Raw genomic sequence first — 26,567 nt, 5'->3', positions numbered from 1 at the left:
CACCGGGAGAGCGCCGGCGAGGCGGGGGTACGTCCCCCGCACGCCGGCGCTCCCGCAATCCGGTCAGAGCCAGCCGTTGCGGCGGAACCAGCGGTAGAGGGCCATAGAGATGCCCAGCATCAGGGCCAGGACGACCGGATAGCCGTACGTCATCTTCAGCTCGGGCATGTTCTCGAAGTTCATGCCGTAGATGCCGGCGATGGCGGTCCACACGGCGGCGATCGCGGCCCAGGCCGCGATCTTGCGCATGTCGTTGTTCTGGTCGACGGTGACCTGGGCCAGGCGCGCCTGGAGGATCGAGTTCAGCAGGTCGTCGTAGGAGTTGACCTGCTCGACGGTGCGGCTGAGGTGGTCCTGCACGTCCCGGAAGTAGCGCCGGATCTCCTTCGGCACCTCCCGGTTGACCTGGGCGGTGAGCGTCATCATCGGGCGTTGCAGCGGCACCACGGCGCGCTTGAACTCGACCAGCTCCCGCTTCATCTGGTAGATCCGCTGGATCCGGCCGTGGCTCTGCCGGTCGAAGACCTCCGCCTCCAGCACGTCCAGGTCGTCCTCGATCTGGTCGGCGACCTCCAGGTAGACGTCCACCACCCGGTCGGTGACCGCGTACGCCACCGCCCACGGGCCGTGCAGCAGCAGGTCGCGGGTGCTCTCCAGGTCGGCCCGGACGGGCGCGAGCCGGCAGGCGTCCCCGTGCCGGACGCTGATCAGGAAGTCGGGGCCGATGAAGAGCATCACCTGGCCGGTCTCGACCACCTCGGAGGTCTCGGTCAGCTCGGTGTGCTCGCAGTACCGGGCGGTGCGCAGCACCAGGAAGCTGACGTCCCCGAACTGCTCCAGCTTGGGCCGCTGCTGGGCCTTGACCGCGTCCTCGACGGCGAGTTCGTGCAGCCCGTACGTGGCCGCGATGCCGGTCATCTCCCGCAGGCCCGGCTCGTGCAGTCCCAGCCAGACGAAGGCGTGCGGCTGTCGGCGGGCCGCCGCGAGCGCGTCGGCGTAGTTCCAGGTGCCCGGCTGTCGGACCCCCTCCACGTAGAGGGCACAGTCGACCACGGCGCTGCGGTCCGGGCCGACCTCGCGGGTCGGGCGGGGGCTTTCCTCGGTGTTCAGGATGCGGCTCATCGCCCGGACCGGGGCGGTCCAGGCCCGGGGGCGGAGGACCCGACCGGCGCCGAGCGGTGTGTTCCGGGTTCGATCGGTCCGGTCCGACATGACGGCGCCCCCTCCCACCCACGGCTGCTGCGGCTTGAGGGTACGCCGCCGGCCGGTGCGAGGCCGGTGCGCGCACGGTCGGGGGGTGGCACCCGCCGGGTACGGGGGCGGCGTCGGGCGGGCCGGCCGCGTCGAAGGGGGTGAGGTGCGACACGGCCCACCCGACGCCATTGGGGGCGGGGGATGATGCTCACGACGCCCGTCACGTCGGTTCTGCGGACGTCCGCACCGGGGTCCACCAGGGCCGTTCGACGTGAAAGGCGCTCGCAGCATTGTGAGCTGCAGGCCGGCCCGAGGGGAGTCCCGAGCCGGCCCGAATCAGCTATTGTCAGATATTTGACAGAAGGCTGGTGAAGAAGAAAAACCTCATCCTCGAACGGCGGCCATGGCCTCCGCCAACCGGCGGACGCCCTCGTCAATCCGATCCGCGGTGACCGCCGAGAAGGCCAGCCGGAGCGCGTGCCGGCCACCACCGAGGACGAAGTCGCTCCCCTTCACCACCGCCACGCCACGCTCCGCCGCCGCCGGGGCGAGCCGGTCCACCTCGACGTCCTCCGGCAGTTCGACCCAGAGGAAGTAGCCCCCGTCCGGCTCGACGAAGCGCGCCTCCGGGATGTGCCGGCGCAACGACTCGGCGAGCACCCGCGCCCGCTCACCGAGCGCGGTGCTGACCGTCCGGATCGAGCGCTCGATGTCACCGGAGACGCAGAACTGGTGCACGATCGCCTCGGAGACCATGCCCGGCGAGATGTAGAGGTTGGTGGCCTTCTTCGCGATGTCGGCGATCAGGTCGGCCGGGCCCACCAGGTAGCCGACGCGCACCCCGGGGCAGACCGTCTTGGTGAAGCTGGAGGCGTGCACCACCACACCCCGGGTGTCCAGCGAGAGCATCGACGGCAGCGGCTCACCCCGGAACCGGATGTCCGCGTACGGGTCGTCCTCGAAGATCGTGAAACCGTACTCGACGGCCAGGTCGAGCAGCTCGCGACGCTTCTCCAGGGAGAGCGTGACACCGGCCGGGTTCTGGTAGTTCGGGATGACGTGGGCCAGCCGGGGACGCACCCCGGACTCCAGCAGCTTGCGCAGCTCGGCGGTGTCCAGGCCGTCCGGCTGGATGGTCACCCCGTGCAGCTCGCTGCCCTGACGCTGGAGGTTCAACAGCGTCCGGTCGTACGTCGGACGCTCCACCACCACCGCGTCACCGGGACGGACCAGGTGGTCGAAGAGGAACGCGTCGGCCTGGAGCGAACCGTTGGTGACCAGGACCTGGTCCGCCGACACCCCGTGCTTCTCGGCGATCCACTTCCGCAGGGGCGGGTAACCGACGGAGGTGCCGTACGCCGTCACTCCGGCGGGGTCGACGTCGAAGGCGCGGACGGCGGCGGCCTTGAGCCCCTCGACATCGACGATGTCCAGCGAGGGAGCGCCACGGGCGAAGGAGATCAGCTGCTCGGCGGTCATGGCTACTGAGCGTACGGGCGGCCGGCGGCCGATCGCGGACGGCACGACGATGTCCGCATCCTGAGCCACCGGGACGGGTGATCCGGGGGTGGCACGGGTGCCGGTGGCGACCTGGTCGCGGATCCGACCAGCTCAGGCGGCGAGCGGGGCGTCGACGGCCGGCTCGGGCCGCCAGCCCAGGTCGGTCAGGAGAAGTCCCTGGTCGAAGTAGGAACGCCAGGAGGCGATCAGACCGTGCCGGGCGCGGACCACGTCGACCACGTCCCAGCTCACCGCACGGCCGGTCGGGGCGACCGACCCGAGCGCGGTGTGCAACGCGCCGGTGTGGGTGCCGGTCATCCGCTGCTCGACCACCACCCCGCCGGCCGTCTCGACCAGCCCGGTCAGCTCGGTGCGCAGGTCCGGAAAGGCCCCCGACCAGGCCCGCAGCACCGCGGGCAGCTCGATCGGACGCACCGCCAACCCGGGCATCGAGTAGAAGGCGTCGTCCGCGTACAGCTCCGGCAGCCGGGCGAGGTCCCGCTGCCGGAGCATCGCGTACTGCGACTCGACGAGTTCCCTGGCGCTACGCATCGCGACCTCCCGGCGGCGCGGTACCGGCTTCCGCATCCACCAGCTATCACTACCCCTCGATCCCCGCTCCACACACCCGACTCCCCTCGCGTCGTCCGGGCGTCGCCGGAACGCTGATCCCTCGCTAGGGTCAAGGCGTGTCCACCGAGCCTCTACGCTGCGCAGGCGCACTGATCGTCGATGACCAGGGCCGTCTGTTCATCCAGCGCCGGTCCCCGGAACGACGGCTTTTCCCGAACACCTGGGACATCGCGGGTGGCCATCTGGAGCCGGGCGAGGAGGTCGAGGACGCGCTGCGCCGCGAGGTGTTCGAGGAGACCGGCTGGACCGTCTCGCACGTGCTCGGTCTCGTCGGCGAGTACCGCTACACCGGCGACGACGGCATCGAGCGGGTGGAGACCGACTTCCTGGTCCGGGTGGACGGCGACCTGGACCGTCCCCGCCTGGAGCCGGGCAAGCACACCGAGTTCCGGTGGATCACCGAGCAGGAGGTGGCGGTGCTGGACGAGCACCGCGACGTCAACGACGGGCTGATCCGGCGGATCGCGGAAAACGGCTTCGCCGCCCTCCGCTCGATCGGGCTGTGAGCGACGGGGTAGAGCTCCCGCCGCACCGGTTCGCGGGGCTGGTCGCCCCGGCGATGGACCGGGTCTTCGTCGCCGGTGTGCTCGCCGGCCGCGACGGCGGCGGCGCCGAGCTCAGTCAGCGGTACGGCGGGATGGCGGCCACCGGCTTCCTGGTGGAGTTCCGCACCAGGCTCGCCGCGCCCGGCGGCACCGTCACGGCGGCCGGCTTCACCGCGGTGACCCGGTACCGGGACCCGGCCTCCTGTCAGCGGGCGCTGGACAAGCACGTGGCGCACGGCATGATCCACCGGCGGCCCGACGGCGCCTTCTCGGCCACCGAACGGGGTGCCGCCTTCCTCGCCGAGATCTACCAGGTGCACGGCGAGGTCACCGAGGAGTTGTGGGCCGGGCACGACGACCGGGTGCTCCGGCTGGTGGAGACGCTCGGCCGGCTGCTGGCGTACACGCTGGTCACGGTCGAGGAGGACGACGACACCGCGCCGAGCGAGGCGTTCGGGGCGATGGCACCGCCGTACGAGCCGGACGGCACCCCGCCGGGCGTGCTGCTGCTCAACCGGCTGGGCACGCTGCGGTACCACCGCTCCGACGCGCACGCCGCCGCGTGGACCGCCGCCGGGCACACCGCCGCGAGCGTGAGCGACCTGCCGGACGGACCGGAGCGGCTGGCCATCGAGCAGGAGACCGACCGCCGCGCGGCCGGGCCGTACGCCGTGCTGGCTCCCGACGAGCGGCTGGCCATGCTCGCCGACCTGGCAGCGCTCCCCGGCTGACCGCCCCCCGCAGCAGACCCGACTATCCTCCAGCGGGGGAACGCCACGTCGTACGAGGGAGGATGTCGCCGATGATCGGGATGGTGCTCGCGGCCGGAGCGGGGCGCCGGCTGCGCCCGTACACCGACACCCTGCCGAAGGCGCTGGTGCCGGTGGACGGGGAGACGACCATCCTCGACATCGCGCTGCGCAACCTCGCCGAGGTGGGGCTGACCGAGGTCGTGATCGTGGTCGGCTACGCCGCCGACGCGGTGGTCGACCGGAAGGCCGCCCTGGAGGAGCGCTACGGCGTCACCATCACCCTCGTGCACAACGACAAGGCCGAGGAGTGGAACAACGCGTACTCGCTCTGGCTGGCCCGGGAGCACTTCGCCCGGGGCGTCCTGCTGGTCAACGGGGACACCGTGCACCCGGTGAGCGTGGAGCGGACCCTGCTCGCCGAACGCGGTCCGGGCATCCTGCTCGCCGTCGACACGGTCAAGAAGCTCGCCGACGAGGAGATGAAGGCCACTTTCGACGCCGCCGGCCAGCTCACCCGGATCACCAAGCTGATGGACCCGGCCGAGGCGTACGGCGAGTACATCGGCGCGACGCTGATCGAGCCGCACGTGGCCGGCGCGCTCGCCGACGCCCTGGAGGCGACCTGGCGGCGCGACCCGAACCTGTACTACGAGGACGGCTACCAGGAGTTCGCCGACCGTGGCGGCGAGGTCCGGGCCGCGTCGATCGGCGACGTCGCCTGGGTGGAGGTCGACAACCACGACGACCTGGCCCGGGCGCGGGAGATCGCGTGCCACTACTAGCCCGTACGGTCAACACGCCGCTGGTGATCGAGGTCCGACGCGGCGCGGTGGCCGACCTGGGCCCGCTCCTGGCCGACCGGCGGATCTCCGCCGGGGGTGACGTGGCGGTGGTGGTCGGCCCCGGGCAGGGCGAGAAGATCGCCAACCTGTGCCAACCCAACCTGGGCTCCGCCGACGTGTTCATGGTCACCGGCGGCACCATCGACGCGGCGAACGAGCTGGGCGACCGGCTCCGCTCCGGCCACTACGACGCGGTGGTCGGCATCGGCGGCGGCAAGACCATCGACACCGCCAAGTACGCCGCCACCCGGTACGGCATGCCGATGGTGACCGTGGCGACCAGTCTCGCCAACGACGGCATCGCCTCGCCGACCGCCTCCCTGGACCACGAGGGCGGCAAGGGCTCGTACGGGGTGCACATGCCGATCGCGGTCATCGTCGACCTGGACTTCGTGGAGAACGGGCCGGACCGGCAGACCCAGGCCGGCATCGGGGACGCGGTGAGCAACATCAGCGCCTGCGCCGACTGGGAGCTGGCCCACCGGGTACGCGACGAGCCGATCGACGGGCTGGCGGTGACCCTGGCCCGGACCGGGGCCGAGGCGCTGATCAACCACCCGGGGACGATCACCGACGACGGCTTCCTCACCACCCTCGCCGAGGCGCTGATCCTGGGCGGCATCGCCAGCTCGGTGGCCGGGTCCACCCGTCCGGCCAGCGGTGGCGACCACGAGATCTCGCACGCCATCGACCGGCTCTACCCGGGCACCGCCGCACACGGCGAGCAGGTCGGGCTCGGTGCCCTGTTCTGCACCTTCCTGCGCGACGAACCGGAGCGCTTCGCCCAGCTCGCGCACTGCCTGCACCGGCACGGCCTGGCCACCGACCCGGCCGGGCTGGGGCTGACCGACGAGCAGTTCGTCGAGGCCGTGCAGTACGCCCCCCGCACCCGGCCGGACCGGTACACCATCCTCGAACACCTGACGATGTCGCCTACCGAGACGCGGAGGCGGCTGGCAGACTACGCCGGTGCACTCCGCGACCACCTTGACTGAATCGTCCCGTCCCACCGTCGCCGACTTCCACCGGGTCAACCGGGGCGGCGGACTGTTCAGCGAGTCGATCAGCCAGTGGCTGGGGGCGGCGTTCGCGCTGGTCGCCCAGCGGCTCGGGCTGAAGCCCACCGCGCTGACCATCATGAACCTGGTGCTCGGGCTGGCCGCCTCGGTGACCGTGGTGGCGCTCGCCGACCGGGTCGCCGCCGGGGACGTACCGGCCTGGGCCGTCGGGCTGGTCGCGCTGGTCGGCTGGCAGGTGGCGTACGCCCTGGACTGTGCCGACGGTCAGCTCGCCCGGGTGACCGGGCAGGGCAGCGCGGCCGGCGCGCGGGTGGACGTGCTCTGCGACGTGGCCGCCCAGATCGCCCTGGTCACCGCCCTGGGGACGGTGGCGGTGGCGCAGCGCCCCGACACGCCGGTCTGGCTGGTGGCCGCCTTCGCCGGCACCTGGATGGTCAACCTGGTCACCTCGGTGATGCAGGCGGGGCCGAACGCCGCCAGCATGGTCACCTCGACCAGCCTTCCGGTACGCCTCGCCAAGCTGGTCCGCGACTACGGCGCAGTGATCTTCGTGGCCGGTCTGGTGCTGACGTTCGTACCGGCGCTGACGTTCTGGGTGGTGGTCGCCTTCACCATCGTCAACGGCGGCTTCCTGCTCGCCAGCATCGCCTTCTCGGCCCGCGCCTCGCTGCGCTGAGACTGGGGTGGGGAGGCGCGCGACCTGATCCACCCCGACGCCCGTTCAGACGAGACGTCGCCGAGGTGAATCACCAGCGCTCCTCGGCCCGCCCTGCGGCGAGCGTGGCGGCCACGTCCTCATTCTGGTCGCCGAGCTTCGGCGGAAGCGGAACGGGACCGCCGTTGGTCGGGGCGACGGCCCGCCCCGCAGCCACCAGCCTGTCCAGCCCCAATACCTGGCTCGTGTTCTGATCCAGCTCCCGGACACCGATGCGTTCCACAGGCAGAGTGTGGCCCATGAGCACCCCCTCGGCCTCTTCGGTCAGGCCGGGGGGGGGGTAACTCCGCAAGATCGTTGACGGCTCTGCTCGGTGACGTACGGTTCTCGTGCCCGTCATGAACAACATGCGCCCGCATGCTGAACAAACCCTGCCTTGCAGATCGAAAGCATGAGGGCGGGCAAGAGCACCCTGGTCCGCGTCGCACCGTCGGGACGGACGATTTCCGCAGGCTACGCCGGCTTGCCGGCCGCCTTGGCGACGACTTCATCGCCGGTGTCGTCCTCTACACCGGAACCTCGACGCTGCCGTTCGGCGGCCGGCTCCACGCCATGCCAGTCAGTGCCCTGTGGCAGATCACCCTGAGCAGGTGGTTCGAGAGTCTGTCCGACACCCGGGTCAAACCAGCCGGACTACGGAAGCTCTGCCCGTACGTCAGACGCTCTTGAGGGAGTCGATGAACCTACGCCAGTCCTGAGGGCCGAAGGCCAGCACGGGGCCGCTCCTGTCCTTGCTGTCTCGGACGGCGACCGCACCGGGGATGTTGTCCGCGACCTCGACGCACTGGCCGTTGCTCTGGCTCTTGCTGCTCTTGCGCCACTTCGGCTCCACGGCTCCCCTCCTCTTCCTACGTCAGGCTCCTGGCCACCTCGGCGATCAGTTGACGGGACTTGGTCGAGCTGAGGGCCGAGCTGTGCAGGTGTGTGTAAGCCAGGGTAACCCTGCGCATGTCCTCCTCCCGCTCCAGATACACGTCTCCAGCAAAGCTCTCGACATAGGCGACCGGGGTGTGTACGTCCTCCGGAAACTCCAGGATGGCAACCGAGCCGAGCATCCCCGGGTGAGCTCCCTCACTGTAGGGAAGAACCTGGATGTCGATGTTGTCGCGCTCGCTCATCTCCACCAGGTGGAGTAACTGCTCCCTGAGCACTTCGCGCCCGCCGACCTCACGGTGAAGTGCGCTTTCGTCAATGATCGTCCAGAAGTTGAGTAGCGGCTTCTCGGTGAGGCACACCTGCCGCGCCATCCGCACCTGGAGGCGCTTCTCCCGCTCGGCTGCTGCCTCGGTCATCCGCTGCTGATCGAAGATCGCACGGGCGTACCGCTCGGTCTGGAGCAGTCCCGGCACGGCGGCCAGCTCGAAGTTCCGTACAGCCGTCGCGGCGGACTCCAGTCCGATGTACACACTGTACGGGTTTGGGAGCTGACCGAACTTCGCCCACCAACCACGCTCCTTGCCTTGGCGCTGGAGATCGAGGGCGGTCTGCCGCACCCGCTCGTCGCTTACGCCGTAACGGGTGAGCATCACGATCACGTCGGCCCGGCTGACGCCTACGTCGCCAGACTCGATCTTGTAAACCTTGGATTCCGAACAGCCCAGCTCGGCCGCGACCTCCTTGTGTGAGACACCGACCGCCTCGCGGAGCCTATGTAGCTCCCGGCCGAGCTGCCACCGCGCGATCGTCGGGCCGCTTGCCCTCGCCACGTCAACCTCCAAGGTCGTGAACACCGTCAGTGTTCTCCTCTCCACCTCGCGGATCAAGACACGCAGGGCGAGTTGGTGCCGTCCATGGAAATCTTCCATGGAACTCTAGATTTGTCAGATGAACTCCGTCACTCTAGGCGTGTAAGTTGCTACGTTCCGGGAGGCCCTGTGGCACGACACGCGAAAAGCCCGACGCACGACGGTCTGCTGCGGAAGTTCTGGCCGTTCAGACGCCGCCGTACGGCACCGCTCGACCGCCTTGGTCCAGCGACGATCTACCCGGAGCGCAGAGGTGCGTACCACTTGGCGGTCGGGGTCGCCCAAGTGACCTACCTGCCCGAACGGCCCCTGCTGACCCTTGCCGGGGAGTACCGGGCGGGGTTGTGGTCATGACGGCGAGACGAACGCCGCAGACGGTCCAGACCGCCTGGTACGTGCTCGAATACCACCGGCATCACCGCTGCCCGTACTGCACGGACAGCGGCTGGTGCCAGGACGTCCAGATCGCCCGCACACGGATCACCGCGTGGTACCGGTACCGCCAGCGGTAGTCCACCTCACGGCCGGCGACCTGCTCCACCTCACCAGCGCCGCCAGCGTCCAGTTCGTCAAGCCGATCATGTTCCGCCTCATCCGCGTCCTCGACCGCCCGACGTTCGACGGATGGCTGTGGCTCGACGGGTACCAGTTGAACAAGAAGGGCGACGCGACCACCCGACGAGAACTTTTCGTCCAGCAAGCCGGCCTGCGGAAGCTCCCCACTCCCGCCCCTACTCCTCGGCGGGGTGGTCGTCAGGCCGACTCGCGCCCTCCGGGACAGCCTCCGCTGGTTCGCCGGGACAGGGACTAGCCTGTGGAGCCAAGCCTGACGCGACGCCATGGGGACGAGGCACGTGATAACCGGTGAACTGAAAAGCAAGATCGACCGCGTCTGGGACGCCTTCTGGTCCGGCGGCATCTCGAACCCGCTGGAGGTGATAGAGCAGATCACCTACCTGCTCTTCATTAAGAGGCTGGACGAGATCGAGACGCGGGAGAAGAGGAAGGCTGAACGCTTCCCGAACGCACAGGTCACCCTGAGGTTCGACCCGGACCAGGAAGAACTCCGCTGGTCCAACTTCAAGGACCGTGACCCGGAGACGATGTACAAGATCGTCGCCCACAAGGTATTTCCGTACCTCCAGCAGCTCGGTAGCGACGGGTCGACCTACTCGCAGCACATGCGGGACGCCCGGTTCACCATCCCCAACCCGGCGCTGCTCGCCCGCGTGGTCGACATGCTCGACCAGATCCCGATGGAGGCCCGGGACACCAAGGGTGACCTCTACGAGTACATGCTTAGCAAGATCGCCACGGCTGGGCATAACGGACAGTTCCGCACGTCACGGCACATCATCCAGCTGATGGTCGAGATGACGGCCCCGACGCCGACCGACGAGATCTGCGACCCGGCCTGCGGCACCGCCGGCTTCCTGGTCGAGGCCAGCGAGTACGTCCGGCGCGTCCATCCGAACGCCCTACTCGACGCGGCGCAGCGGACGCACTTCCACGAGAGCATGTTCCACGGCTTCGACTTCGACGGCACGATGCTGCGGATCGGCAGCATGAACATGCTGCTGCACGGCGTGGAAAGCCCAGACATCCGCTACCGCGACTCGCTCGCCGAGAACGTCAGCAACGAGTCCGAGAATTACTCGCTGATCCTGGCCAACCCCCCGTTCGCAGGTAGCCTCGACTACGAGAGCACGTCCAAGGACCTCCAGCGGATCGTCAAGACCAAGAAGACGGAGCTGCTTTTCCTCGCCCTTTTCCTCCGGCTCCTCAAGCCCGGCGGCCGGGCAGCCGTGATCGTGCCCGAGGGCGTTCTATTCGGAGGCACCGGCGCGCACAAGGAGCTGCGCCGAATGCTGATCGAAGACCAGAAGCTCGACGGGGTGGTGAAGCTGCCGAGCGGCACGTTCAAGCCCTACTCGGGCGTCTCCACGGCGATCCTGCTCTTCACCAAGACCAACAGCGGTGGGACCGACAACGTCTGGTTCTACGAGGTGACCGCCGACGGCTGGAGCTTGGATGACAAGCGAAACCCGTTGCTGGGTGCCGAGAAGCTCGGACCGGTGCCGGACGTGGCGTTGACCGAGGACGAACACGCGAAGAACAACCTCCCGGACGCGCTGGCGCGATGGCTCCGCCGGGACGGCGACGAGTTGCAGCGGTCTCGGACCGAGCAGAGCTTCTGCGTACCGAAGGCAGACATCGTCGAGCAGGGTTACGATCTCAGTCTCAGTCGTTACAAGGAGATTCTCCACAAGGAAGTCGAGCATCGTCCGCCGCTGGAGATTATCGCAGAGCTAGAATGCCTCGAATCCGAGATTCAGCAGGGCATGTCGAATCTGAAGGCGATGCTCGGATGACGCAGGCGGCGAGCGGATGGCGGCACGTTACTGTCGGAGAAATCTGCGAGTTCAAGTACGGTAAGAGCCTACCCGCCAACGCACGAAATCCTGGCGACTATCCTGTCTACGGCTCAAATGGTGTTGTCGGATCCCATGATTCCTATCTCACGTCAGGTCCGACCATCGTCATTGGCCGGAAGGGGTCCCTTGGCGAAGTCGCCTTCTCACCTGGGCCGTGCTGGCCGATCGACACAACCTACTTCGTTGACTCAAGTGCCACTAGCGAAGACCTCCGTTGGCTCTCTCTGAGGCTGGCTGCGCTCGGCCTGACGGAACTTAATCGAGCCGCAGCGGTGCCCGGTCTGAATCGTGAGGACGCATACCGCAAGACACTCCTGCTGCCACCGCTTGAGGAGCAACGGAGGCTTGCTGAGGTGCTGGATCGGGCTGATGAGCTGCGCGCCAAGCGCCGCGAAGCCCTGGCCCGCCTCGATGACCTCACCCAGTCCATTTTTCTCGACATGTTCGGCGACCCAGTTCGGAACGATCGCGGCTGGTCCAGAACTTTAATGAGTTCATTGCTAGAGCGCATCCACAGCGGCCATAGCCCTCAGTGTCTGAGCCGTGCAGCAGAAGGAGGCGAATGGGGCGTCCTTAAGCTGGGGGCGGTAACTTCTTGCGAGTTTAAGCCAGACGAGAACAAGGCACTTCCCCCAGAGGTTGAGCCTCGCAAGGAGCATGCAGTTCAGTCAGGCGACCTTCTCTTCTCGAGGAAGAACACAAGGGAATTGGTGGGGGCATGCGCTCTTGTCAGAGATACGCCCACCAACCTCCTTCTTCCGGATCTAATTTTCAGGCTTGAGCTGAACCCTGACGCCGTAATCAACAAGGTCTTCCTCCAGCAGTTGCTTGTTTATCCGTCTAAACGGCGTCAGATTCAATCGTTGGCAGGCGGCTCCGCAGGTTCCATGCCCAACATCTCTAAGGCTAGACTAATGGCGGCGGAAGTCGAAGTACCTCCTCTTCCATTGCAACGGGACTTCGCTCGTCGGATCGATGCTATCGAGGACCTAAAGACAGTCCACCGGGCGAGCCTGGGGGAGCTGGACGCGTTGTTCGCGTCGTTGCAGGATCGGGCTTTCCGGGGGTTGCTCTGATGTGAGATGCTCAGCGGCTGTCCACTGTGGGGGTAGACGTCGATGAGCAACTTCGCGTTCCTGCGGGCCGAGTGGCCCGACCTGCTTGACGAGGCCCTGCGGGCCGAGCGACTGGCCGTCGCCGACCCGCGGGGCTCGTGTTTCTATGCCCGGCGCACGCTCGAACTGGCGCTGGGCTGGCTCTTCGACGCCGACGGGACACTCAGGCGGCCGTACCGGAACGACCTGTCGGCGAAGATTCACGAGCCGACGCTGCGCAACCTGGTGGGCAACACCATCCAGGCCAAGATGAACATCATCCGCAAGCAGGGCAACAGGGCCGTGCACGAGCGGACCCCGGTGACCGACAAGGACTCGTTGCCGGTCCTACGCGAGTTGTTCCACGTCACGTACTGGATCGCCCGGCACTACACCCGCGACCGGGCGCAGGTCCCACCGAACGCACTCGCCTTCGACCCGGGTCTGATCCCCCAGCAGGACTCCTCCCAGGTGCGGCAGCGGAGCCAGGCCGAGCTGAAGGCCCTCGCCGACAAGCTCGCCGCCCAGGACGCGGCGCTGACCGCCGAACGGGAACGGTCCGCCACCCTCGACGCCGAGCTGACTAAGCTGCGTGCCGAGGTTGCCGCCGCGAAGGCCGCCAACGAGGCCCGCCCCGACGACCACGACTACGACGAGGCGCAGACCCGCAACCTCTTCATCGATGTGATGCTGGCCGAGGCCGGCTGGCGGCTCGACGGCCCGGACAACCGCGAGTTCCCGGTGACCGGCATGCCCAACGGCTCGGGCACCGGCTTTGTCGACTACGTGCTGTGGGGCGACGACGGCAAGCCGCTTGCGGTGGTCGAGGCCAAGCGCGCCCGGCGGGACGCCACCGCCGGCAAGCAGCAGGCGAAGCTCTACGCCGACTGCCTGGAGCAGCGGTACGGCCAGCGCCCGGTCATCTTCTACACCAATGGCTACGACACCTGGCTCTGGGACGACACGACCTACCCGCCCCGATCGGTGCAGGGCTTCTACACCAAGGACGAGCTGGCGCTCCTGATCCAGCGCCGGACCACTCGCGAGTCCCTCGCGGGCACGGAGATCAAGCAGGAGATCGTCGGGCGGCACTACCAGCTGCGGGCGATCCGGAAGATCAGCGAGGCGTTCGAGCGGGACCGGCAGCGGCAGGCGCTCGTGGTGATGGCCACCGGTGCCGGCAAGACCCGGACCGTGATCGCCCTGGTCGACCTGTTGATGCGGGCCAACTGGGTCAAGCGGGTGCTCTTCCTCGCCGACCGCAACGCACTGGTCAACCAGGCGGTCAACGCGTTCAAGGCACACCTGCCCAGCGCGGCCACGGTCAACCTGGTCACCGAGAAGGACGCCGAGGGCCGGGTGTACGTCTCGACGTACCCGACCATGATGGGCCTGATCAACCAGACCGTGAGCGGCGGACGGCGCTTCGGCCCCGGCTACTTCGACCTGGTCATCATTGACGAGGCACACCGGTCGGTGTACCAGAAGTACCGAGCGATCTTCTCCTGGTTCGACAGCCTGCTGGTCGGGCTCACCGCGACCCCGCGCAACGAGATCGACCGCAACACCTACAGCCTGTTCCACCTTGAGGACGGCGTGCCCACCGACCACTACGACCTCGACCAGGCGGTCAAGGAGGGCTACCTCGTGCCGCCGCGCGCGTTCTCCGTGGAGACCGACTTCCAGTGGCGCGGCGTCCGCTACGACGACCTCAGCGAGGAGGAGAAGGACGAGTGGGACTCGCTCGACTGGGGTGACGACGGGCCGCCGGAGAGCGTCGACGCGGACGCGGTCAACAAGTGGATGTTCAACAAGGAGACCGTGGACAACGTCCTGAAGACGCTGATGACCCACGGTCATCGGGTGGCCGGTGGCGACCGGATCGGCAAGACGATCATCTTCGCCCGCAACCAGTTGCACGCCGACTTCATCCAGGAGCGGTTCGACCACGCGTACCCGAACCACGCCGGCCACCGCGCCCGGGTCATCACCTACAAGACCGAGTACGCGCAGAGCCTCATCGACGACTTCTCCCAGTCGGAGAAGGACCCGCACATCGCGATCTCGGTGGACATGCTCGACACCGGCATCGACGTGCCCGAGGTCGTCAACCTGGTCTTCTGCAAGCCCGTACGGTCGAAGGCGAAGTTCCTCCAGATGATCGGCCGGGGCACCCGGCTCTGCCCGGACCTCTACGGCCCCGGCCAGCACAAAAAGGACTTCCTCGTCTTCGATTTCTGCCGGAACTTCGAGTTCTTCAACCAGAACCCGGAGCAGGCGGAGCGGAAGATGAGCAAGTCGCTGACCGAGCGGCTGTTCAAGGCCCAGCTCGACCTCATCTGCCGTCTCGACCAGCGGCTCCCCGGTGACGCCGGCCCGGACACGGCCGACGACGGCACGGAGAGCGAGGCGGGCCTGCGCTGGGACCTGGCCCGCGACCTGCACGGGCGGGTAGAAACCATCCACCTCGACAACTTCGCCGTACGCCCCAAGCGAAAGCTGGTGGAGTACTACCTCGACTTCGCGCGCTGGCACCGGCTCACCCCGGAAGCGGTGGAGGAGATCGGCGGCAACCTCGCTAACCTGCCCACCGCCAAGCTGGACGAGGACGAGGCGGCCAAGCGGTTCGACCTGCTGGTGCTACGCCTTCAGCTCGGCCAGTTCGAGGCCATACCCGACTACGACAAGCTGCGCCAGCAGGTGCAGCTGATCGCCTCGACGCTGCTGGAGCAGACCAGCATCCCGGCCGTCCGCGAGCAGCAGGAACTCCTCCACGAGGTGGCCGGGGACGAGTGGTGGCAGGACGTGACCCTGCCGATGCTGGAGCTGATGCGCCGCCGCATGCGCGGGCTGGTGCGGCTGATCGAGCGGGCCAAGCGGGCCATCGTCTACACCGACTTCAGCGACGAGCTGGGGGAGATCTCGGTCGTGTCGCTGGACGACATCCGGGTCGGCACGAACTTCGAGCGGTTCGAGGCCAAGGCCCGGACGTACCTCCGCGAACACGAGGACCGCCTCGCGTTGCAGAAGCTGCGCCGCAACAAGCAGCTCTCCCCCACCGACCTGGAGGAGCTGGAACGCATGCTGGTGGCCAGCGGTGGCGGCCCCGAGGAGATCGAGCAGGCCCGCCGCTCGGCCAACGGGCTCGGACTCTTCATCCGCTCGCTGGTCGGGCTCGATCGGGAGGCGGCCAACGAGGCGTTCAGCGAGTTCCTGACCGGCCGCACCCTCACCGCGAACCAGATCAGCTTCATCGGCCTGATCATCGCCGATCTGACCCAGAACGGCGTCATGGCGCCCGAGCGACTCTGGGGATCCCCGTTCAGCGACATCGCGCCCGACCCGGAGTCGATCTTCCCGTCCGCCGACGTGGATCGCCTGGTCGCGATCATCGACTCCGTCCGGAACACCGCCGCCCCCACTCGGGAGGTGGCGTAGCACGGTCCAGGAATCTTCACCGGGTCGGCCGCTGAAGCAAGGCGACGCAATTACGGCACCTTGGCGTATCCGAGCAGGAGAATCACCCAAGATGCCGTAGGGTGCTGTCATACGACGCCGGAAAATACGGCAGGAACGGCCCCTGCGGGGGCCGTTTTTCCTACCTGGGTAGCTGCTGGCGCCCAACACAACAAGGCTCCGAGAACTGCAACTGCCTAGCATGCTTGGCCTAACCGGCTAGGCTAGGTCCATGGGTCAGTTCTCGGAGGATGATGTACGCGCTGCCGTCAGCAGGTACGAGGCAACCAAGGCCGCGGCGTTGACCGAGCGGGACGAACAACTACGGGCATTCCACGCTGCCGGCTGGCGACCGGTGGACCTGCAACGGGTCACCGGGTACAGCCGGGAAACGATCCGCCAGGCGCTACGGCCAGAGGTCCGTCGGGCGACCAACGTCAGCCGGCGTAAGGCACCACCCCAGCCGCCGGCCGACTACCGTCCCTACGGTGACCGGAAGCCCTACCTGGTGGCCGAGACTCTTGCCGCGCTGACCGGCCCAACCGAAGGCCTGGTCGCGCTTCCGCATCATCTCGACTGGTCCGGTCACCCCGAGTACGACCTCAGCCGACCCGCACGCCTTGCCACCATGTACAAGGTGGTGCTCACCGAAGCCAGCACCGTCGAGGACCTGAACATCTGGCTCAACGCCGATCTCCTCCGGCGGCTCTGGCCGACCCTCTGGCTGCCACCCCAGCTACGACGAAGCTGGGAGAGTGCCTTCCCCGAACTCGCCGCGACCCGCACCAGAGCCGTGTAGCAGCAGTGGATCCTTTTCACGAACGACTCGCCCGCACCGGACTCGGAGCCGCCCACCGGTACGGCTTCGCCCTCGCCGGCGGTTACGCGGTTCAAGCCGCCGGCCTGCTGGAACGGCCTAGCGAGGATGTCGACCTGTTCACGGCCTGGGACCGCCGCGAGGAGTTCCCCGACGCGGTCACCGCCGTGGTGCACGCCTACCGCGACGACGGCCTGAGAGTCGACATCGAGCGGCAGTACGACACGTTCGCCCGGCTGGCGGTCACCGATGGCCTGCGCGTCTCCAAGGTTGAACTCGGCGTGGACTGGCGGGCCAAAGAACCCATCCTCATGGCCATCGGACCGGTTCTCCATCCCGACGACGCTGTTGCGAACAAGATGAGCGCACTCTACGGGCGGGCGTTCGCCCGGAACTTCGTCGACATCGACGCCACACTCCGATCCGGCCGGTACACCCGTGAAGTGCTTCTCAGCCTCGTACAGCGCGCCGACCGCAGGTTCGATCGGCGCGTCTTCGCCGATGCTCTAGGGCAGGCCGACGTGCTCGATCCTGACGACTTCGCCCAGTACGGCGTCACCGATCAGGCGCTGGACGATCTCCACAGAAGGTTCGCGGCGTGGCGCCGTGAACTGCTCGACGAGGAAAGCCCTGCCCGACCTGGCAACTCCGTCGGCTGACCGGGTGGCAGCTCAGATACACGACACGCCGAGCCGTTCACACCTCAGGCAGCCACGAACCGAGCCACCCATACTCACGGCGCACTGAACGGCCCGACCATGGGCACCCGACGCCACGCCGAGTGGTAGCAGGGGACCCCTGCTACTCAAAAAGGGGTAACAAGGGTCCCCTGCTACCACCTCAGCGGAGCGAGGCGTACACGTCGATCAGGCGCTTGGTGACCACGTCGGGGTGGAAGGTGCGCTCGTAGCGCAGCCGGGCCGGGGCCGACAGCGCGGCGGCACCGGCTGCCGCCTGCGGCAGCGCGGCGGCCATGGCGGCCGGGTCGGCGGGCACCACCCAGCCGACCGCGCCGGCCGGATCGTCCGCGCCGACCAGGTAGGGGATGCCGCCCAGGTCGGTGCCGAGCACCGGACGGCCACTCGCCATCGCCTCGATCACCACGGTCGGCAGCACGTCGTGCCACATCGAGGCGGCGATGACCACCGCGCTCTGCGCCATCACCGCCCGGACGCCGTCCCGGTCCAGGGAGCCGAGGTACGTCACGTCGGACCGTTCGGCGGCGGCCTGCTCGGCCAGGTGGCGCAGTTCGCCGTCCCCGGCGATACGCAGCGGGCCGAGCGCGCCGTCCGGGTGTCGCCGCCAGGCGTCGAGCAGCAGGCCGAGGCCCTTCTCCGGGGAGAGTCGACCGAGGTAGAAGAAGCCCTCGCCGAGCGGCGCGGGCCGGCCGGGGTCGGGGATGCCGTTCGGCTTGACCACGATCCGGTCGGCGGGGATGCCGTACTCGCGCAGGTGGGTGGCGATCTGCGAGGTGAGCGCCACGAACCGGTCCACCGAGCGCCAGGTGGGGCGGTGCACGGCCAGGGTGGTCGCCATCAGGGCGCTCTGCACCGTCGAGCCCCGGTAGCAGCGGTTCGTGATCGCCGGCACGCCGAGCGCCTTGCCCTTGCAGTCCTGGCAGATCGCCCCGTCCCGGAAGTAGACGCCGGAGGAGCAGACCTGCCGGTAGTTGTGCACCGTCTGCACCACCGGCACGCCGTGCTTGTGCGCGGTCCGCACCACCCAGGGCGAGAGCAGCGGGTACGGGTTGTGCAGGTGCAGCGCGTCCGGTTTGTGCTCGGTGAGCAGCCGGCTCAGCTCCTGCTGGGCGCGGGGGGCGTAGATCGGCGAGATCGGCAGCAGCGCCTTGGCCGTCTTCGGCATGGTGGGGATCTCGTCGGAGCTGCGGATGAACGGCAGCACCTCCACCCCTGCCGCAGTGAGCTGGGCGATCTCCGCGTCGACGATGGTGTTCTCACCGGAGGGCTGGGCCTGGCGGTACCGGTTGTGCGCCACCACGATTTTCACTGGGCCGGCCCTCTGTTCGCGACTGCGGGACTCGCGAGCTCATTCCTCACGCTCACGGGTATGAAGGCTACCTTTGGAGAGTGCCGGAGCTACCCGAGGTGGAAGCGCTCGCCGATCACCTGCGCAGACGTGCCGTCGGGCACCGCGTCGAGCGGCTGGAGATCGCCGCGATCAGTGCCCTGAAGACGTACGACCCGCCGTCGAGCGCGGCGGTCGGGCGTACGGTGACCGACGCCCGCCGGCACGGCAAGTTCCTCGACGTGGTCTTCGACGACGACCTGCACCTGGTGGTGCACCTGGCCCGCGCCGGCTGGCTGCACCACCGGGAGTCGTTCCCCTCCGCCACGCCGCTGCGTCCCGGCAAGGGGCCGATCGCCGTGCGGGTACGCCTCGACGACGGCTCCGGCTTCGACCTGACCGAGGCGGGCACCCAGAAGAGCCTGGCCGCCTACCTGGTGACCGATCCGGCGCAGGTGCCCGGGGTGGCCCGGCTCGGCCCGGACGCCCTCGACGCCGACCTGGCGACCTTCACCGAACGGCTACGCAGCCGCCGGGGCCAGGTGAAGGGGGTGCTGACCGACCAGCAGGTCCTGGCCGGGGTGGGCAATGCGTACTCCGACGAGATCCTGCACGCGGCGAAGCTGTCGCCGTTCGCGCTGACCGACCGGCTGGCCGACGCGCAGCTCGCTACCCTGCACGAGGCGACCCGGCGGGTGCTCGGGGAGGCGGTGACCCGGTCGGTGGGTCAGCGGGCGGCGGAACTGAAGGCGGAGAAGCGCTCCGGGTTGGCGGTGCACGCCCGGACCGGGTTGCCCTGTCCGGTCTGCGGGGACACCGTGCGGGAGGTCTCGTTCGCCGATTCGAGCCTCCAGTACTGCCCCGGATGCCAGACCGGCGGCAAGCCGCTCGCTGACCGACGGTTGTCCCGGATCGTACGCTGAGTGACGGCGAAACGGACAGGCATATCAAGATCACCCACCCGGTTCCCCACCGTCGGCTGCGTGGCTCTACCCCTGCCCCGATCCATCGGTATAGTGGCTCGGTCCCCGGCTCCCGCTGATCGGAGCCGGCCGGATCCCGGTCCCAACACCGTCGTCATCTCCACAGGGTCGACGGCGGTGCGGGGACTCGCGTGGGAGACTGGTAACGGTGGGCGACCGGGCCCCTCACTGTGTGGGCGGCGCGTGTCATGCGGGAGGACACAGTTGAGGTGACGACAAGCCTCCAGCGCCCGGTGACCAACGAAGGCCGGAGCAGAATCGTGCGGCACGTCGACAGCTTCGAGATCCAGCCGCCGACACCGCCGTCGCACAACGGCGTGCCCCGGTCGGCGTGGGCGCGGTCCAGCCGCCGGGTCTCTCGGTGGCACCGTCCCTACATCTTTCTCCTGCTGCTGCTGGACTTCGGCGCGGCGGCCCTGGCCAGTTGGACCGCCATCCAGCTCTTCGACCAGGCGGCCTCCGGTTTCACCGAGGCCGAGCACGACCCGACCTGGTTCTACACCGTCTCGTACGTGCTGCTCCCGCTCGGCTGGGTGGTCACCCTGTGGAGCAACCGCGCCTACGACCGCCGCTACCTGGGTCTGGGCCCCGAGGAGTTCAAGCGGGTGATGCGGGCCGCCGTCACGGTGGCGGCCAGCGTGTCGTTCCTGGCCTTCGCCACCGTGACCCAGCTCTCCCGGTACACGGTGGGCACCGCGCTGCTCGGCGCGGCCATCCTGATCCTCCTCGGCCGGATGATGGGCCGGTTCACCCTGCACCTGGTGCGGCGGCGCAACGGGCACGCGGCGCACCGGATGGTGCTGGTGGGCACGCTCCCGGAGTGCCTGGAGGTGTACGCGGCGGTCACCCGTAACCCGGCCGCCGGGCTGGTGCCGGTCGCCATCCACATCACCGACGGCTACGCCGCGGCGCGGGGCATCGAGACTCCGGTGCCGGTCTACGCCGGCCAGGACGTGCTCGCCCTGGTCCGCGAGGTCGGCGGCGACACCATCGCGGTCTGCGGCTCGGCCAGTTCCGAGCCGGGCGAGCTGCGCCGGCTGGCCTGGCAACTGGAGGGCTCCGGGGTCGACCTGGTGGTCGCGCCGCAGCTCACGGACATCGCCGGGCCCCGGGTGCACATCCGCCCGATCGAGGGCCTGCCGCTCCTGCACGTCGAGGAGCCGACCCTCTCCGGTCCGGCGCTGCTGATGAAGAACCTGATGGACCGGGTGGCGGCCGGGCTGGGACTGCTGGTCCTCGCTCCGGTCTTCCTGGCCATCGCGGTCGCCATCCGCATCTCCGACCCGGGCCCGGTCTTCTTCCGGCAGCCCCGGGTGGGACACGAGGGGCGTACGTTCCGGGTCTGGAAGTTCCGCACCATGTATGTCGACGCCGAGGACCGGCTCGCCAGTCTGGTGGACCAGAACGAGACCGACGGCATGCTCTTCAAGATGAAGGAGGACCCGCGGGTCTTCCCGGTCGGCCGGTTCCTCCGCGCCTCCTCGATGGACGAGCTGCCCCAGCTAATCAACGTGCTCTGGGGCGAGATGTCCCTGGTCGGGCCACGCCCGCTTCCCGCCGACGACGGTGACTTCCTGGGCGACGTGCGGCGTCGGCTGCTGGTCCGGCCCGGGATGACCGGTCTGTGGCAGGTCTCCGGCCGCTCCGACCTCTCCTGGGACGAGGCCGTCCGGCTCGACCTGTACTACGTCGACAACTGGTCGCTCGCGTACGACCTGAGCATCCTCTGGCGGACCGTCGGGGTCGTGCTCGCCCGCAAGGGCGCGTACTGACCGCTGTCGGCCGTAGGGGCTTGGCGACTGGTGGCCCGACCGGACAGGATCGTCGGGTGAGCGGCAACGTTCCCGAGGTACTCGCGGTCGTCGCGCTGGTGACCGCGCTGGTGGCCGCCCTGCTCGGGGTGGGCCGGCTGCGCGCCCGCCGGGGCATCGCCACCGCCAGCCAGCGGGCCACGTACGAGGTGCTGCACACCGCCGGGCTGGCCGCCGCCCCGCTGCGTACCGGACTGGACGAGGCCGGCGCGGCCAAGGCCGTCCGGCACCTGCGGGCCCTGGTGGGCGCGGTCGGGTTGGCGCTGGCCGACCGGGACGACCTGCTCGCCCTCGACGGGCGCGGCGCGCACCACGCGGCCCAGCTCCGCGCGGCGGCCCGGAAGGCGGTGGCCGCCGGCCGCTCGACCGTGCTCGGCGAGGTGGAACTGCACTGCGACCGGGTCGACTGCCCGGTACGCGGTGCGGTGGTCGCCCCGCTCAGCGGCCCGGACGGGCGGGTGGTCGGGGCGCTGGTGGCGGTCGCCGACGAGGCTCCGGCCCCGGGGCTGGTGCAGGCCACCCTGGAGACCGCCGACTGGGCCGGCGACCAGCTCGCCCTGGCCGAGCTGGACTCCTCTCGGGAGCGGCTGGCCCGGGCCGAGGTCCGGGCGCTGCGGGCGCAGATCAGCCCGCACTTCATCTACAACGCGCTGACCGCCATCGCCTCGTTCGTCCGCACCGACCCGGAGCGGGCCCGGGAGCTGATCCTGGAGTTCGCCGAGTTCACCCGGTACTCCTTCCGGGCCCACGGCGAGTTCACCACGCTGGCCGAGGAGCTGCGCTCGATCGACCGCTACCTGACCATCGAGCGGGCCCGGTTCGGCGACCGGCTCCAGGTGCGGCTCCAGATCGCCCCGGAGGTGCTGCCGGTGACGCTGCCCTTCCTCTGTCTGCAACCGCTGGTGGAGAACGCCGTCCGGCACGGGTTGTCCCGCAAGCCCGGCACGGGCATGGTGAGCATCGAGGCCCGGGACGCGGGCGCCGAGTGCCACATCACCGTGGAGGACGACGGCGTGGGAATGGACCCGGCGACCCTGACCGCCGGCATCGCCGAGCTGGCCGGACCGGCCGGCGAGCCGGACGGCGCGGGGCGCGCCGGCGGGACCGGACATTCGGGCGGTTCGGGCCATTCGGGCGGCCCGGGGGACGACTCGGGACAGCACGTCGGGCTCTCCAACGTCGACGAGCGGCTCCGGTCGGCCTTCGGCGACCGGTTCGGCCTGGTCGTGGAGACCGGCCTCGGATCGGGTACGAAGGTGAGCATGCGGATTCCGAAGTTCCACCCCGGCGTCCGGGCCGGCTCGTGACCGGCGGGTTCCTGCGGGTGCTGGCGGTCGACGACGAGCCCCCGGCGCTGGACGAGTTGGCGTACCACCTGCGCGCCGACCCCCGGGTGGCCCGGCTGCACACCGCCTCCGACGCCACCGAGGCGCTCCGGGTGCTCCGCGACGACGACGTGGACGTGGTGTTCCTGGACATCCGGATGCCCGGTCTGGACGGCATGGAGCTGGCCCGGGTGCTGCGCCGCTTCGCCCGTCCCCCGTCGATCGTCTTCGTCACCGCGTACGACGACGGCGCGGCGGACGCCTTCGACCTGGGCGCGACCGACTACGTCCGCAAGCCGGTGCGCGCGGAACGGCTGGCCGAGGCCCTGCGCCGGGTGATCGGGGCGCGGGTGGTGCCGAGCCATCCGGCCGCGCTGGCCCGGGCCGAGGACGACCCGACCATCCCGGTGGAGCTGGCCGGGACGACCCGGATGTTGCCCCGCTCGGCGGTGCGCTGGGTGGAGGCGCAGGGCGACTACGCCCGACTGCACACCGCCGACGGGTCGCACCTGGTCCGGGTGTCGCTGTCGACCCTCGCCGACCGCTGGGCGGATGCCGGTTTCGTCCGGATCCACCGGTCGTACCTGGTGCAGTTGCGGCTCATCGCCGAGCTACGGCTGGTCAACTCGGGCTACGTGGTGGTGGTCGACTCCACCGAGCTGCCGGTGAGCCGCCGGCACACCCGGGAGCTGAAGGACCGGCTGGTCCGCGCCGCCAAGCAGGACTGGAACCGCTGACCCGGATCGCCCGCCGCCGGGGCGGTCCTGCGGGTCAACAGCCCTGTCGTCCGCTGCTGATCTGGTACCGGTAGCCCTGCCAGTCGATGTAGCCGATCGCGGCGACGCAGTAGTTCGCGGTGCCGGTGACCCCGCGCGGTCCCGCGTAGTAGGCGTAGTTGCCGGAGTCGGCACTGGAGCTGACCGCGATCGTGCACGGCTGCCCCTCGCCGGACCGCTCGGTGCACCGGTAGGCGCGTACGTAGGTCGGCGCGGCAACGCCGTACGCAGCACCCTTGTGGTAGAAGCACGCGCTGTTGGTGCCTCCGTTGGAGGTGTTGTAGAAGATCGTCAACTCGCCCGGGCCGTAGGTCCTGCTGTAGGTGACGGTCCCGGAGCACGAGACGGCGGCCTGCGCGGGTGACCCGGCGGTGACGACCAACCCACCACTGACGACCACCAGAGTCAGGACAAGTGCGAGAACGCTGCGACCGTGACGCATGATCTGCTCCCTTCGGTGCGTTCGACAGGCGGAAGTGCCTACAAGGGCGAACTCTGCCAAGAATGAGCGGGTAGGTCGATGCCGGACATCTGTCGAACAACCGACAGAACCTCACGCTTCACCACAGGTCGGGGCGCTGTCCACGCCATCCATCCGGCCGAAAAGTGGAGGCCCAGGAAATAGCCGTTCACCTATGCTGCCGGGTGCCGATCCGGTACGGGGCACGGGGTCGGTGCGGCGTCGTGCTGCTCGCCACGCCCCACCACCCTCGCGCTAGGAGACACATGCGACTGTCCCTCCTGCGACGCACCGGCCTGGTCGGTGCCGTCGTGGCGTCCCTCATCGCGCCCGGGGCGATCCCCGCGCAGGCGGCGGGAACCGGCACGGTCAGCGGACGGCTGACCACCAGCACCGGAGCCGGTGCCGCCGACGTCTCGGTGTACGTCTACGAGCCGAGGAACTTCTTCGCCATCGGCTGGACCCACACCGACGCAGACGGCAACTGGTCCGTCCCCGACCTGGCCGCCGGCAGCTACGCGGTGGGCTTCAAGCTGACCGACGGCCCGGAGCAGTTCTACCGGCAGCAGACGACGCCGTGGGACGCCGACCGGATCACCGTCACCGCGGACGGGGCCACCACGGTCGACGAGCAGCTCCTCCCCACCGGCACCATCAGCGGCCAGATCCGGGACACCGCCGGCAACCCGGTGGTGGACCTTCTGCTGGAGGCGCGCAGGGTCGACACCGACGAGGTGGTGTACACCCGCACCGGACCCGACGGGCGCTACCGGATGTCGGCGTGGGTCGGCACCCACCGGATCTCCTTCGAGCCGATCGAGGGGCTGTGGCAGCGCCAGTACGTCCCCGGCGAGATCGACGAGGAGGAGGCCGGTCGGTACACCGTCACCGCCGGTTCGGAGACCGTCGTCGACGACACCGTGCTCCCCACCGGCAGCCTCTCCGGGACGCTGACCAGCGCCACGGGCACGCCGATCGGGGACGCCTACGTCGGGGTGAACACGGTGAACATGCGCGGCGGGGCGGACACCCGCACCGCCGCCGACGGCACCTTCGCCGTCCCGACGCTGCTCGCCGGTTCTTACAAGATCATGTTCGACACGGGTGACCGGCAGCAGTACTACGACGGCAAGCTCACCCACGAGGCGGCCGACGTGGTCACCGTGCAGGGCGGCCAGAACACCACCGTCACCGAGAGCATGCTCGGTACCGGATCGGTGCAGGTCGCCGCTGTCGACTCGGTCACCGGAGCCCCGATCGCCGACTTCTGCGTCTCCCCCGGGGGGTGCAGCAACGGCACCGGGAAGGTCACCGTCACCGAGCTGCCCGAGGGCCGGCACGACCTCTACCTCTACACCAACTCCCGTCGGTACTTCGCGCGGGACCTGCTCGGCGTCCGGGTGCGGGCCGGGCAGACCACGCAGGTCTCCCCGAAGATGCGTCCGGGTGCGGTGATCACCACGACGGTCGTCGACGCGCAGACCGGCGCGGCGCTGCCGGACGTCTGCCTCGCCGCCTTCCTGCCCAAGCGGGCGGCCCTGCTCGACGGGTACGGCAACTGCTCCGACCGGCTCGGCCGGATCAGCGTCGGTCCGCTCGCCACCGGCACGTACAAGCTCTTCGCCACGCCGAGCAGGGACACGTACGGGCGGCAGTGGGTCGGCCCGGCCGGCGGCACCGGGGACGAGCGGCAGGCGACGCCGGTCGAGGCAACCGCCGGCACGGTGGTGACCGGTCCGCAGGTCCGGATCGACCGGGCGGGCACGGTCAGCGGCGTGGTGACCGACGCGACGACCGGCGCTCCCCTGCGCGACGTCTTCGTCTCGGTGCTCACCGGCCACCCGGGCGTCGGGGCGGAGGACGCGACCACCGACGAGGACGGCCGCTACACCCTGACGAAGCTCGGCCCGTACGCCTGGCCGGTGGTCTTCGCCTCCCGCCCGTACGGTTACCAGTGGTCGGGGAACGCGGTCAGCCGGTTCACCGCCACCCCGGTACCGGTCACCGCCGGCGGCACCACCACCCACGACATGGCGATGCGGGCCGCCGGCAGCCGGGCCACCGGCGCGGTCACCACCCCGGACGGCACGCCGTTCACCGGAGGTTACGTGGTCGCCCGCAGCGCCGACACCGGTGACGTCGCGGCGACCGACTGGGTCGAGAACGGTCGGTACGACATGCCGGTCCTCGGTCAGCAGCGGGTTTACTTCACCTACGACCTGACGCTCGGGGAGGAGTTCGTCTCCGGGACGTACAAGCTGCCGGACGCCGACGGCGTCCTCCGGATCGCGCGGTTCACCGTGCCGGCCACCGGGACGCTCACCGCCGACCTGGTGGTGTCCACAGGCTGACCGGGTTTTCCACAGGCTCCGGGCCGGTTGTCCACAGGTTGTGCACAGCCGGCCCGGATGCCGTCCGGTCTTGACATCCGGGCGGGGAC

Annotated in this window: 26 protein-coding genes; 18 read left to right on the top strand and 8 right to left on the bottom strand. The window is 69.3% G+C overall.

The genetic code is table 11. From position 1 onward, the window contains the following. Positions 1-63: 63 nt before the first annotated feature. The 3 genes from corA to GA0070618_RS10440 form a co-directional block, all read right to left on the bottom strand. On the bottom strand, positions 64-1,212 hold the full coding sequence (corA, locus tag GA0070618_RS10450; RefSeq protein ID WP_143740371.1) for a magnesium/cobalt transporter CorA: 1,149 nt from the start codon (positions 1,210-1,212) through the stop codon (positions 64-66). Positions 1,213-1,578: 366 nt separating this feature from the next. Continuing rightward, complete coding sequence (locus tag GA0070618_RS10445; protein WP_088981471.1) at positions 1,579-2,673, bottom strand: aminotransferase-like domain-containing protein; 1,095 nt, start codon at positions 2,671-2,673, stop codon at positions 1,579-1,581. A 132-nt stretch (positions 2,674-2,805) separates the two neighbouring features. Further along, complete coding sequence (locus tag GA0070618_RS10440; protein ID WP_088985434.1) at positions 2,806-3,246, bottom strand: ester cyclase; 441 nt, start codon at positions 3,244-3,246, stop codon at positions 2,806-2,808. A gap of 137 nt (positions 3,247-3,383) precedes the next feature. Here GA0070618_RS10440 and GA0070618_RS10435 point away from each other — a divergent pair, with 137 nt between their 5' ends. From GA0070618_RS10435 to GA0070618_RS10415, 5 genes are all read left to right on the top strand, one after another. After that, positions 3,384-3,833, top strand: a complete 450-nt coding sequence (locus GA0070618_RS10435) for an NUDIX hydrolase (protein WP_088981470.1) — start codon at positions 3,384-3,386, stop codon at positions 3,831-3,833. Then, positions 3,830-4,603, top strand: coding sequence for a helix-turn-helix domain-containing protein (locus GA0070618_RS10430; protein ID WP_088981469.1), 774 nt, complete (start codon positions 3,830-3,832; stop codon positions 4,601-4,603). The genes GA0070618_RS10435 and GA0070618_RS10430 overlap by 4 nt, the downstream gene beginning before the upstream one ends. Positions 4,604-4,674: 71 nt before the next feature. Next, on the top strand, positions 4,675-5,406 hold the full coding sequence (locus tag GA0070618_RS10425; protein WP_088981468.1) for a phosphocholine cytidylyltransferase family protein: 732 nt from the start codon (positions 4,675-4,677) through the stop codon (positions 5,404-5,406). Next, the gene (locus tag GA0070618_RS10420) at positions 5,394-6,461 is read left to right on the top strand and encodes an iron-containing alcohol dehydrogenase family protein (protein ID WP_088981467.1); all 1,068 of its coding nucleotides are present in this window, start codon (positions 5,394-5,396) and stop codon (positions 6,459-6,461) included. The genes GA0070618_RS10425 and GA0070618_RS10420 overlap by 13 nt, the downstream gene beginning before the upstream one ends. After that, positions 6,436-7,161, top strand: a complete 726-nt coding sequence (locus tag GA0070618_RS10415; RefSeq protein WP_088981466.1) for a CDP-alcohol phosphatidyltransferase family protein — start codon at positions 6,436-6,438, stop codon at positions 7,159-7,161. The genes GA0070618_RS10420 and GA0070618_RS10415 overlap by 26 nt, the downstream gene beginning before the upstream one ends. Before the next feature lie 70 nt (positions 7,162-7,231). Here GA0070618_RS10415 and GA0070618_RS10410 read toward each other — a convergent pair whose 3' ends face one another. After that, on the bottom strand, positions 7,232-7,423 hold the full coding sequence (locus GA0070618_RS10410; RefSeq protein WP_088985433.1) for a hypothetical protein: 192 nt from the start codon (positions 7,421-7,423) through the stop codon (positions 7,232-7,234). Between the two features lie 134 nt (positions 7,424-7,557). Between GA0070618_RS10410 and GA0070618_RS35330 the strand changes: the two genes are divergently transcribed. Further along, on the top strand, positions 7,558-7,869 hold the full coding sequence (locus GA0070618_RS35330) for a hypothetical protein (protein WP_088981465.1): 312 nt from the start codon (positions 7,558-7,560) through the stop codon (positions 7,867-7,869). On the opposite strand, the gene GA0070618_RS10400 is transcribed toward GA0070618_RS35330, so the two are convergent. Together GA0070618_RS10400 and GA0070618_RS10395 are read right to left on the bottom strand one after the other, a co-directional pair. Beyond that, positions 7,856-8,032, bottom strand: a complete 177-nt coding sequence (locus GA0070618_RS10400) for a DUF397 domain-containing protein (protein WP_088981464.1) — start codon at positions 8,030-8,032, stop codon at positions 7,856-7,858. The genes GA0070618_RS35330 and GA0070618_RS10400 overlap by 14 nt on opposite strands. Positions 8,033-8,048: 16 nt before the next feature. After that, positions 8,049-8,963 (bottom strand): helix-turn-helix domain-containing protein, encoded by a 915-nt coding sequence (locus GA0070618_RS10395; protein WP_157748929.1) that lies wholly within the window; start codon positions 8,961-8,963, stop codon positions 8,049-8,051. Positions 8,964-9,295: 332 nt separating this feature from the next. Between GA0070618_RS10395 and GA0070618_RS34615 the strand changes: the two genes are divergently transcribed. The 7 genes from GA0070618_RS34615 (at position 9,296) to GA0070618_RS10365 (ending at position 17,406) form a co-directional block, all read left to right on the top strand. Beyond that, positions 9,296-9,457 (top strand): hypothetical protein, encoded by a 162-nt coding sequence (locus tag GA0070618_RS34615; RefSeq protein WP_231931683.1) that lies wholly within the window; start codon positions 9,296-9,298, stop codon positions 9,455-9,457. Then, positions 9,433-9,756 carry a hypothetical protein gene (locus GA0070618_RS34610; protein WP_088981462.1) on the top strand — a complete coding sequence of 108 codons (324 nt, stop codon included), beginning with the start codon at positions 9,433-9,435 and terminating at the stop codon, positions 9,754-9,756. Before GA0070618_RS34615 ends, GA0070618_RS34610 begins: the two co-directional genes overlap by 25 nt. Before the next feature lie 43 nt (positions 9,757-9,799). Beyond that, positions 9,800-11,317, top strand: coding sequence for a type I restriction-modification system subunit M (locus GA0070618_RS10385; protein WP_088981461.1), 1,518 nt, complete (start codon positions 9,800-9,802; stop codon positions 11,315-11,317). Next, on the top strand, positions 11,314-12,456 hold the full coding sequence (locus GA0070618_RS10380; RefSeq protein WP_157748928.1) for a restriction endonuclease subunit S: 1,143 nt from the start codon (positions 11,314-11,316) through the stop codon (positions 12,454-12,456). Before GA0070618_RS10385 ends, GA0070618_RS10380 begins: the two co-directional genes overlap by 4 nt. Positions 12,457-12,498: 42 nt before the next feature. Next, complete coding sequence (locus GA0070618_RS10375; RefSeq protein WP_088981459.1) at positions 12,499-15,912, top strand: DEAD/DEAH box helicase family protein; 3,414 nt, start codon at positions 12,499-12,501, stop codon at positions 15,910-15,912. Between the two features lie 250 nt (positions 15,913-16,162). Then, positions 16,163-16,729, top strand: a complete 567-nt coding sequence (locus GA0070618_RS10370; protein WP_088981458.1) for a hypothetical protein — start codon at positions 16,163-16,165, stop codon at positions 16,727-16,729. 5 nt (positions 16,730-16,734) lie between these two features. Continuing rightward, on the top strand, positions 16,735-17,406 hold the full coding sequence (locus GA0070618_RS10365) for a nucleotidyl transferase AbiEii/AbiGii toxin family protein (RefSeq protein ID WP_088981457.1): 672 nt from the start codon (positions 16,735-16,737) through the stop codon (positions 17,404-17,406). Between the two features lie 181 nt (positions 17,407-17,587). Here the strand turns inward: GA0070618_RS10365 and GA0070618_RS10360 are convergent, their stop codons facing one another. Further along, positions 17,588-18,754: a glycosyltransferase gene (locus GA0070618_RS10360; RefSeq protein ID WP_088981456.1), complete on the bottom strand. Its 1,167-nt coding sequence runs from the start codon at positions 18,752-18,754 to the stop codon at positions 17,588-17,590. A gap of 80 nt (positions 18,755-18,834) precedes the next feature. On the opposite strand from GA0070618_RS10360, the gene GA0070618_RS10355 reads away from it, so the two are divergent. The 4 genes from GA0070618_RS10355 (at position 18,835) to GA0070618_RS10340 (ending at position 23,628) form a co-directional block, all read left to right on the top strand. After that, the gene (locus tag GA0070618_RS10355) at positions 18,835-19,695 is read left to right on the top strand and encodes an Fpg/Nei family DNA glycosylase (protein ID WP_088981455.1); all 861 of its coding nucleotides are present in this window, start codon (positions 18,835-18,837) and stop codon (positions 19,693-19,695) included. A 320-nt stretch (positions 19,696-20,015) separates the two neighbouring features. After that, on the top strand, positions 20,016-21,527 hold the full coding sequence (locus tag GA0070618_RS10350; RefSeq protein WP_231931843.1) for a sugar transferase: 1,512 nt from the start codon (positions 20,016-20,018) through the stop codon (positions 21,525-21,527). 56 nt (positions 21,528-21,583) lie between these two features. Next, positions 21,584-22,873 (top strand): histidine kinase, encoded by a 1,290-nt coding sequence (locus GA0070618_RS10345; protein WP_088981454.1) that lies wholly within the window; start codon positions 21,584-21,586, stop codon positions 22,871-22,873. Then, entirely contained in the window at positions 22,870-23,628 is a 759-nt protein-coding gene (locus GA0070618_RS10340; protein WP_088981453.1) for a LytR/AlgR family response regulator transcription factor, read from the top strand. The genes GA0070618_RS10345 and GA0070618_RS10340 overlap by 4 nt, the downstream gene beginning before the upstream one ends. A gap of 34 nt (positions 23,629-23,662) precedes the next feature. Here the strand turns inward: GA0070618_RS10340 and GA0070618_RS10335 are convergent, their stop codons facing one another. Next, positions 23,663-24,109, bottom strand: coding sequence for a hypothetical protein (locus tag GA0070618_RS10335; protein WP_088981452.1), 447 nt, complete (start codon positions 24,107-24,109; stop codon positions 23,663-23,665). A gap of 284 nt (positions 24,110-24,393) precedes the next feature. On the opposite strand from GA0070618_RS10335, the gene GA0070618_RS10330 reads away from it, so the two are divergent. Continuing rightward, the gene (locus GA0070618_RS10330) at positions 24,394-26,478 is read left to right on the top strand and encodes a carboxypeptidase regulatory-like domain-containing protein (RefSeq protein WP_088981451.1); all 2,085 of its coding nucleotides are present in this window, start codon (positions 24,394-24,396) and stop codon (positions 26,476-26,478) included. Positions 26,479-26,567: the final 89 nt, after the last annotated feature.

This window comes from Micromonospora echinospora (assembly GCF_900091495.1).
Taxonomy (GTDB): domain Bacteria; phylum Actinomycetota; class Actinomycetes; order Mycobacteriales; family Micromonosporaceae; genus Micromonospora; species Micromonospora echinospora.
The sequence above is the reverse complement of the archived record's forward strand: the minus strand, read 5'-3'. Positions and strand labels throughout refer to the sequence as shown.

Excerpts from the sequence above, each read along its gene's own strand:
- GA0070618_RS10330 (WP_088981451.1), top strand. The coding sequence starts at position 24,394 with ATGCGACTGTCCCTCCTGCGACGCACCGGCCTGGTCGGTGCCGTCGTG.
- GA0070618_RS10380 (WP_157748928.1), top strand. The coding sequence starts at position 11,314 with ATGACGCAGGCGGCGAGCGGATGGCGGCACGTTACTGTCGGAGAAATC.
- corA (WP_143740371.1), bottom strand. The coding sequence starts at position 1,212 with ATGTCGGACCGGACCGATCGAACCCGGAACACACCGCTCGGCGCCGGT.
- GA0070618_RS10335 (WP_088981452.1), bottom strand. The coding sequence starts at position 24,109 with ATGCGTCACGGTCGCAGCGTTCTCGCACTTGTCCTGACTCTGGTGGTC.
- GA0070618_RS10375 (WP_088981459.1), top strand. The coding sequence starts at position 12,499 with ATGAGCAACTTCGCGTTCCTGCGGGCCGAGTGGCCCGACCTGCTTGAC.
- GA0070618_RS10445 (WP_088981471.1), bottom strand. The coding sequence starts at position 2,673 with ATGACCGCCGAGCAGCTGATCTCCTTCGCCCGTGGCGCTCCCTCGCTG.
- GA0070618_RS10425 (WP_088981468.1), top strand. The coding sequence starts at position 4,675 with ATGATCGGGATGGTGCTCGCGGCCGGAGCGGGGCGCCGGCTGCGCCCG.
- GA0070618_RS10440 (WP_088985434.1), bottom strand. The coding sequence starts at position 3,246 with ATGCGTAGCGCCAGGGAACTCGTCGAGTCGCAGTACGCGATGCTCCGG.
- GA0070618_RS35330 (WP_088981465.1), top strand. The coding sequence starts at position 7,558 with ATGCTGAACAAACCCTGCCTTGCAGATCGAAAGCATGAGGGCGGGCAA.
- GA0070618_RS10370 (WP_088981458.1), top strand. The coding sequence starts at position 16,163 with ATGGGTCAGTTCTCGGAGGATGATGTACGCGCTGCCGTCAGCAGGTAC.
- GA0070618_RS34615 (WP_231931683.1), top strand. The coding sequence starts at position 9,296 with ATGACGGCGAGACGAACGCCGCAGACGGTCCAGACCGCCTGGTACGTG.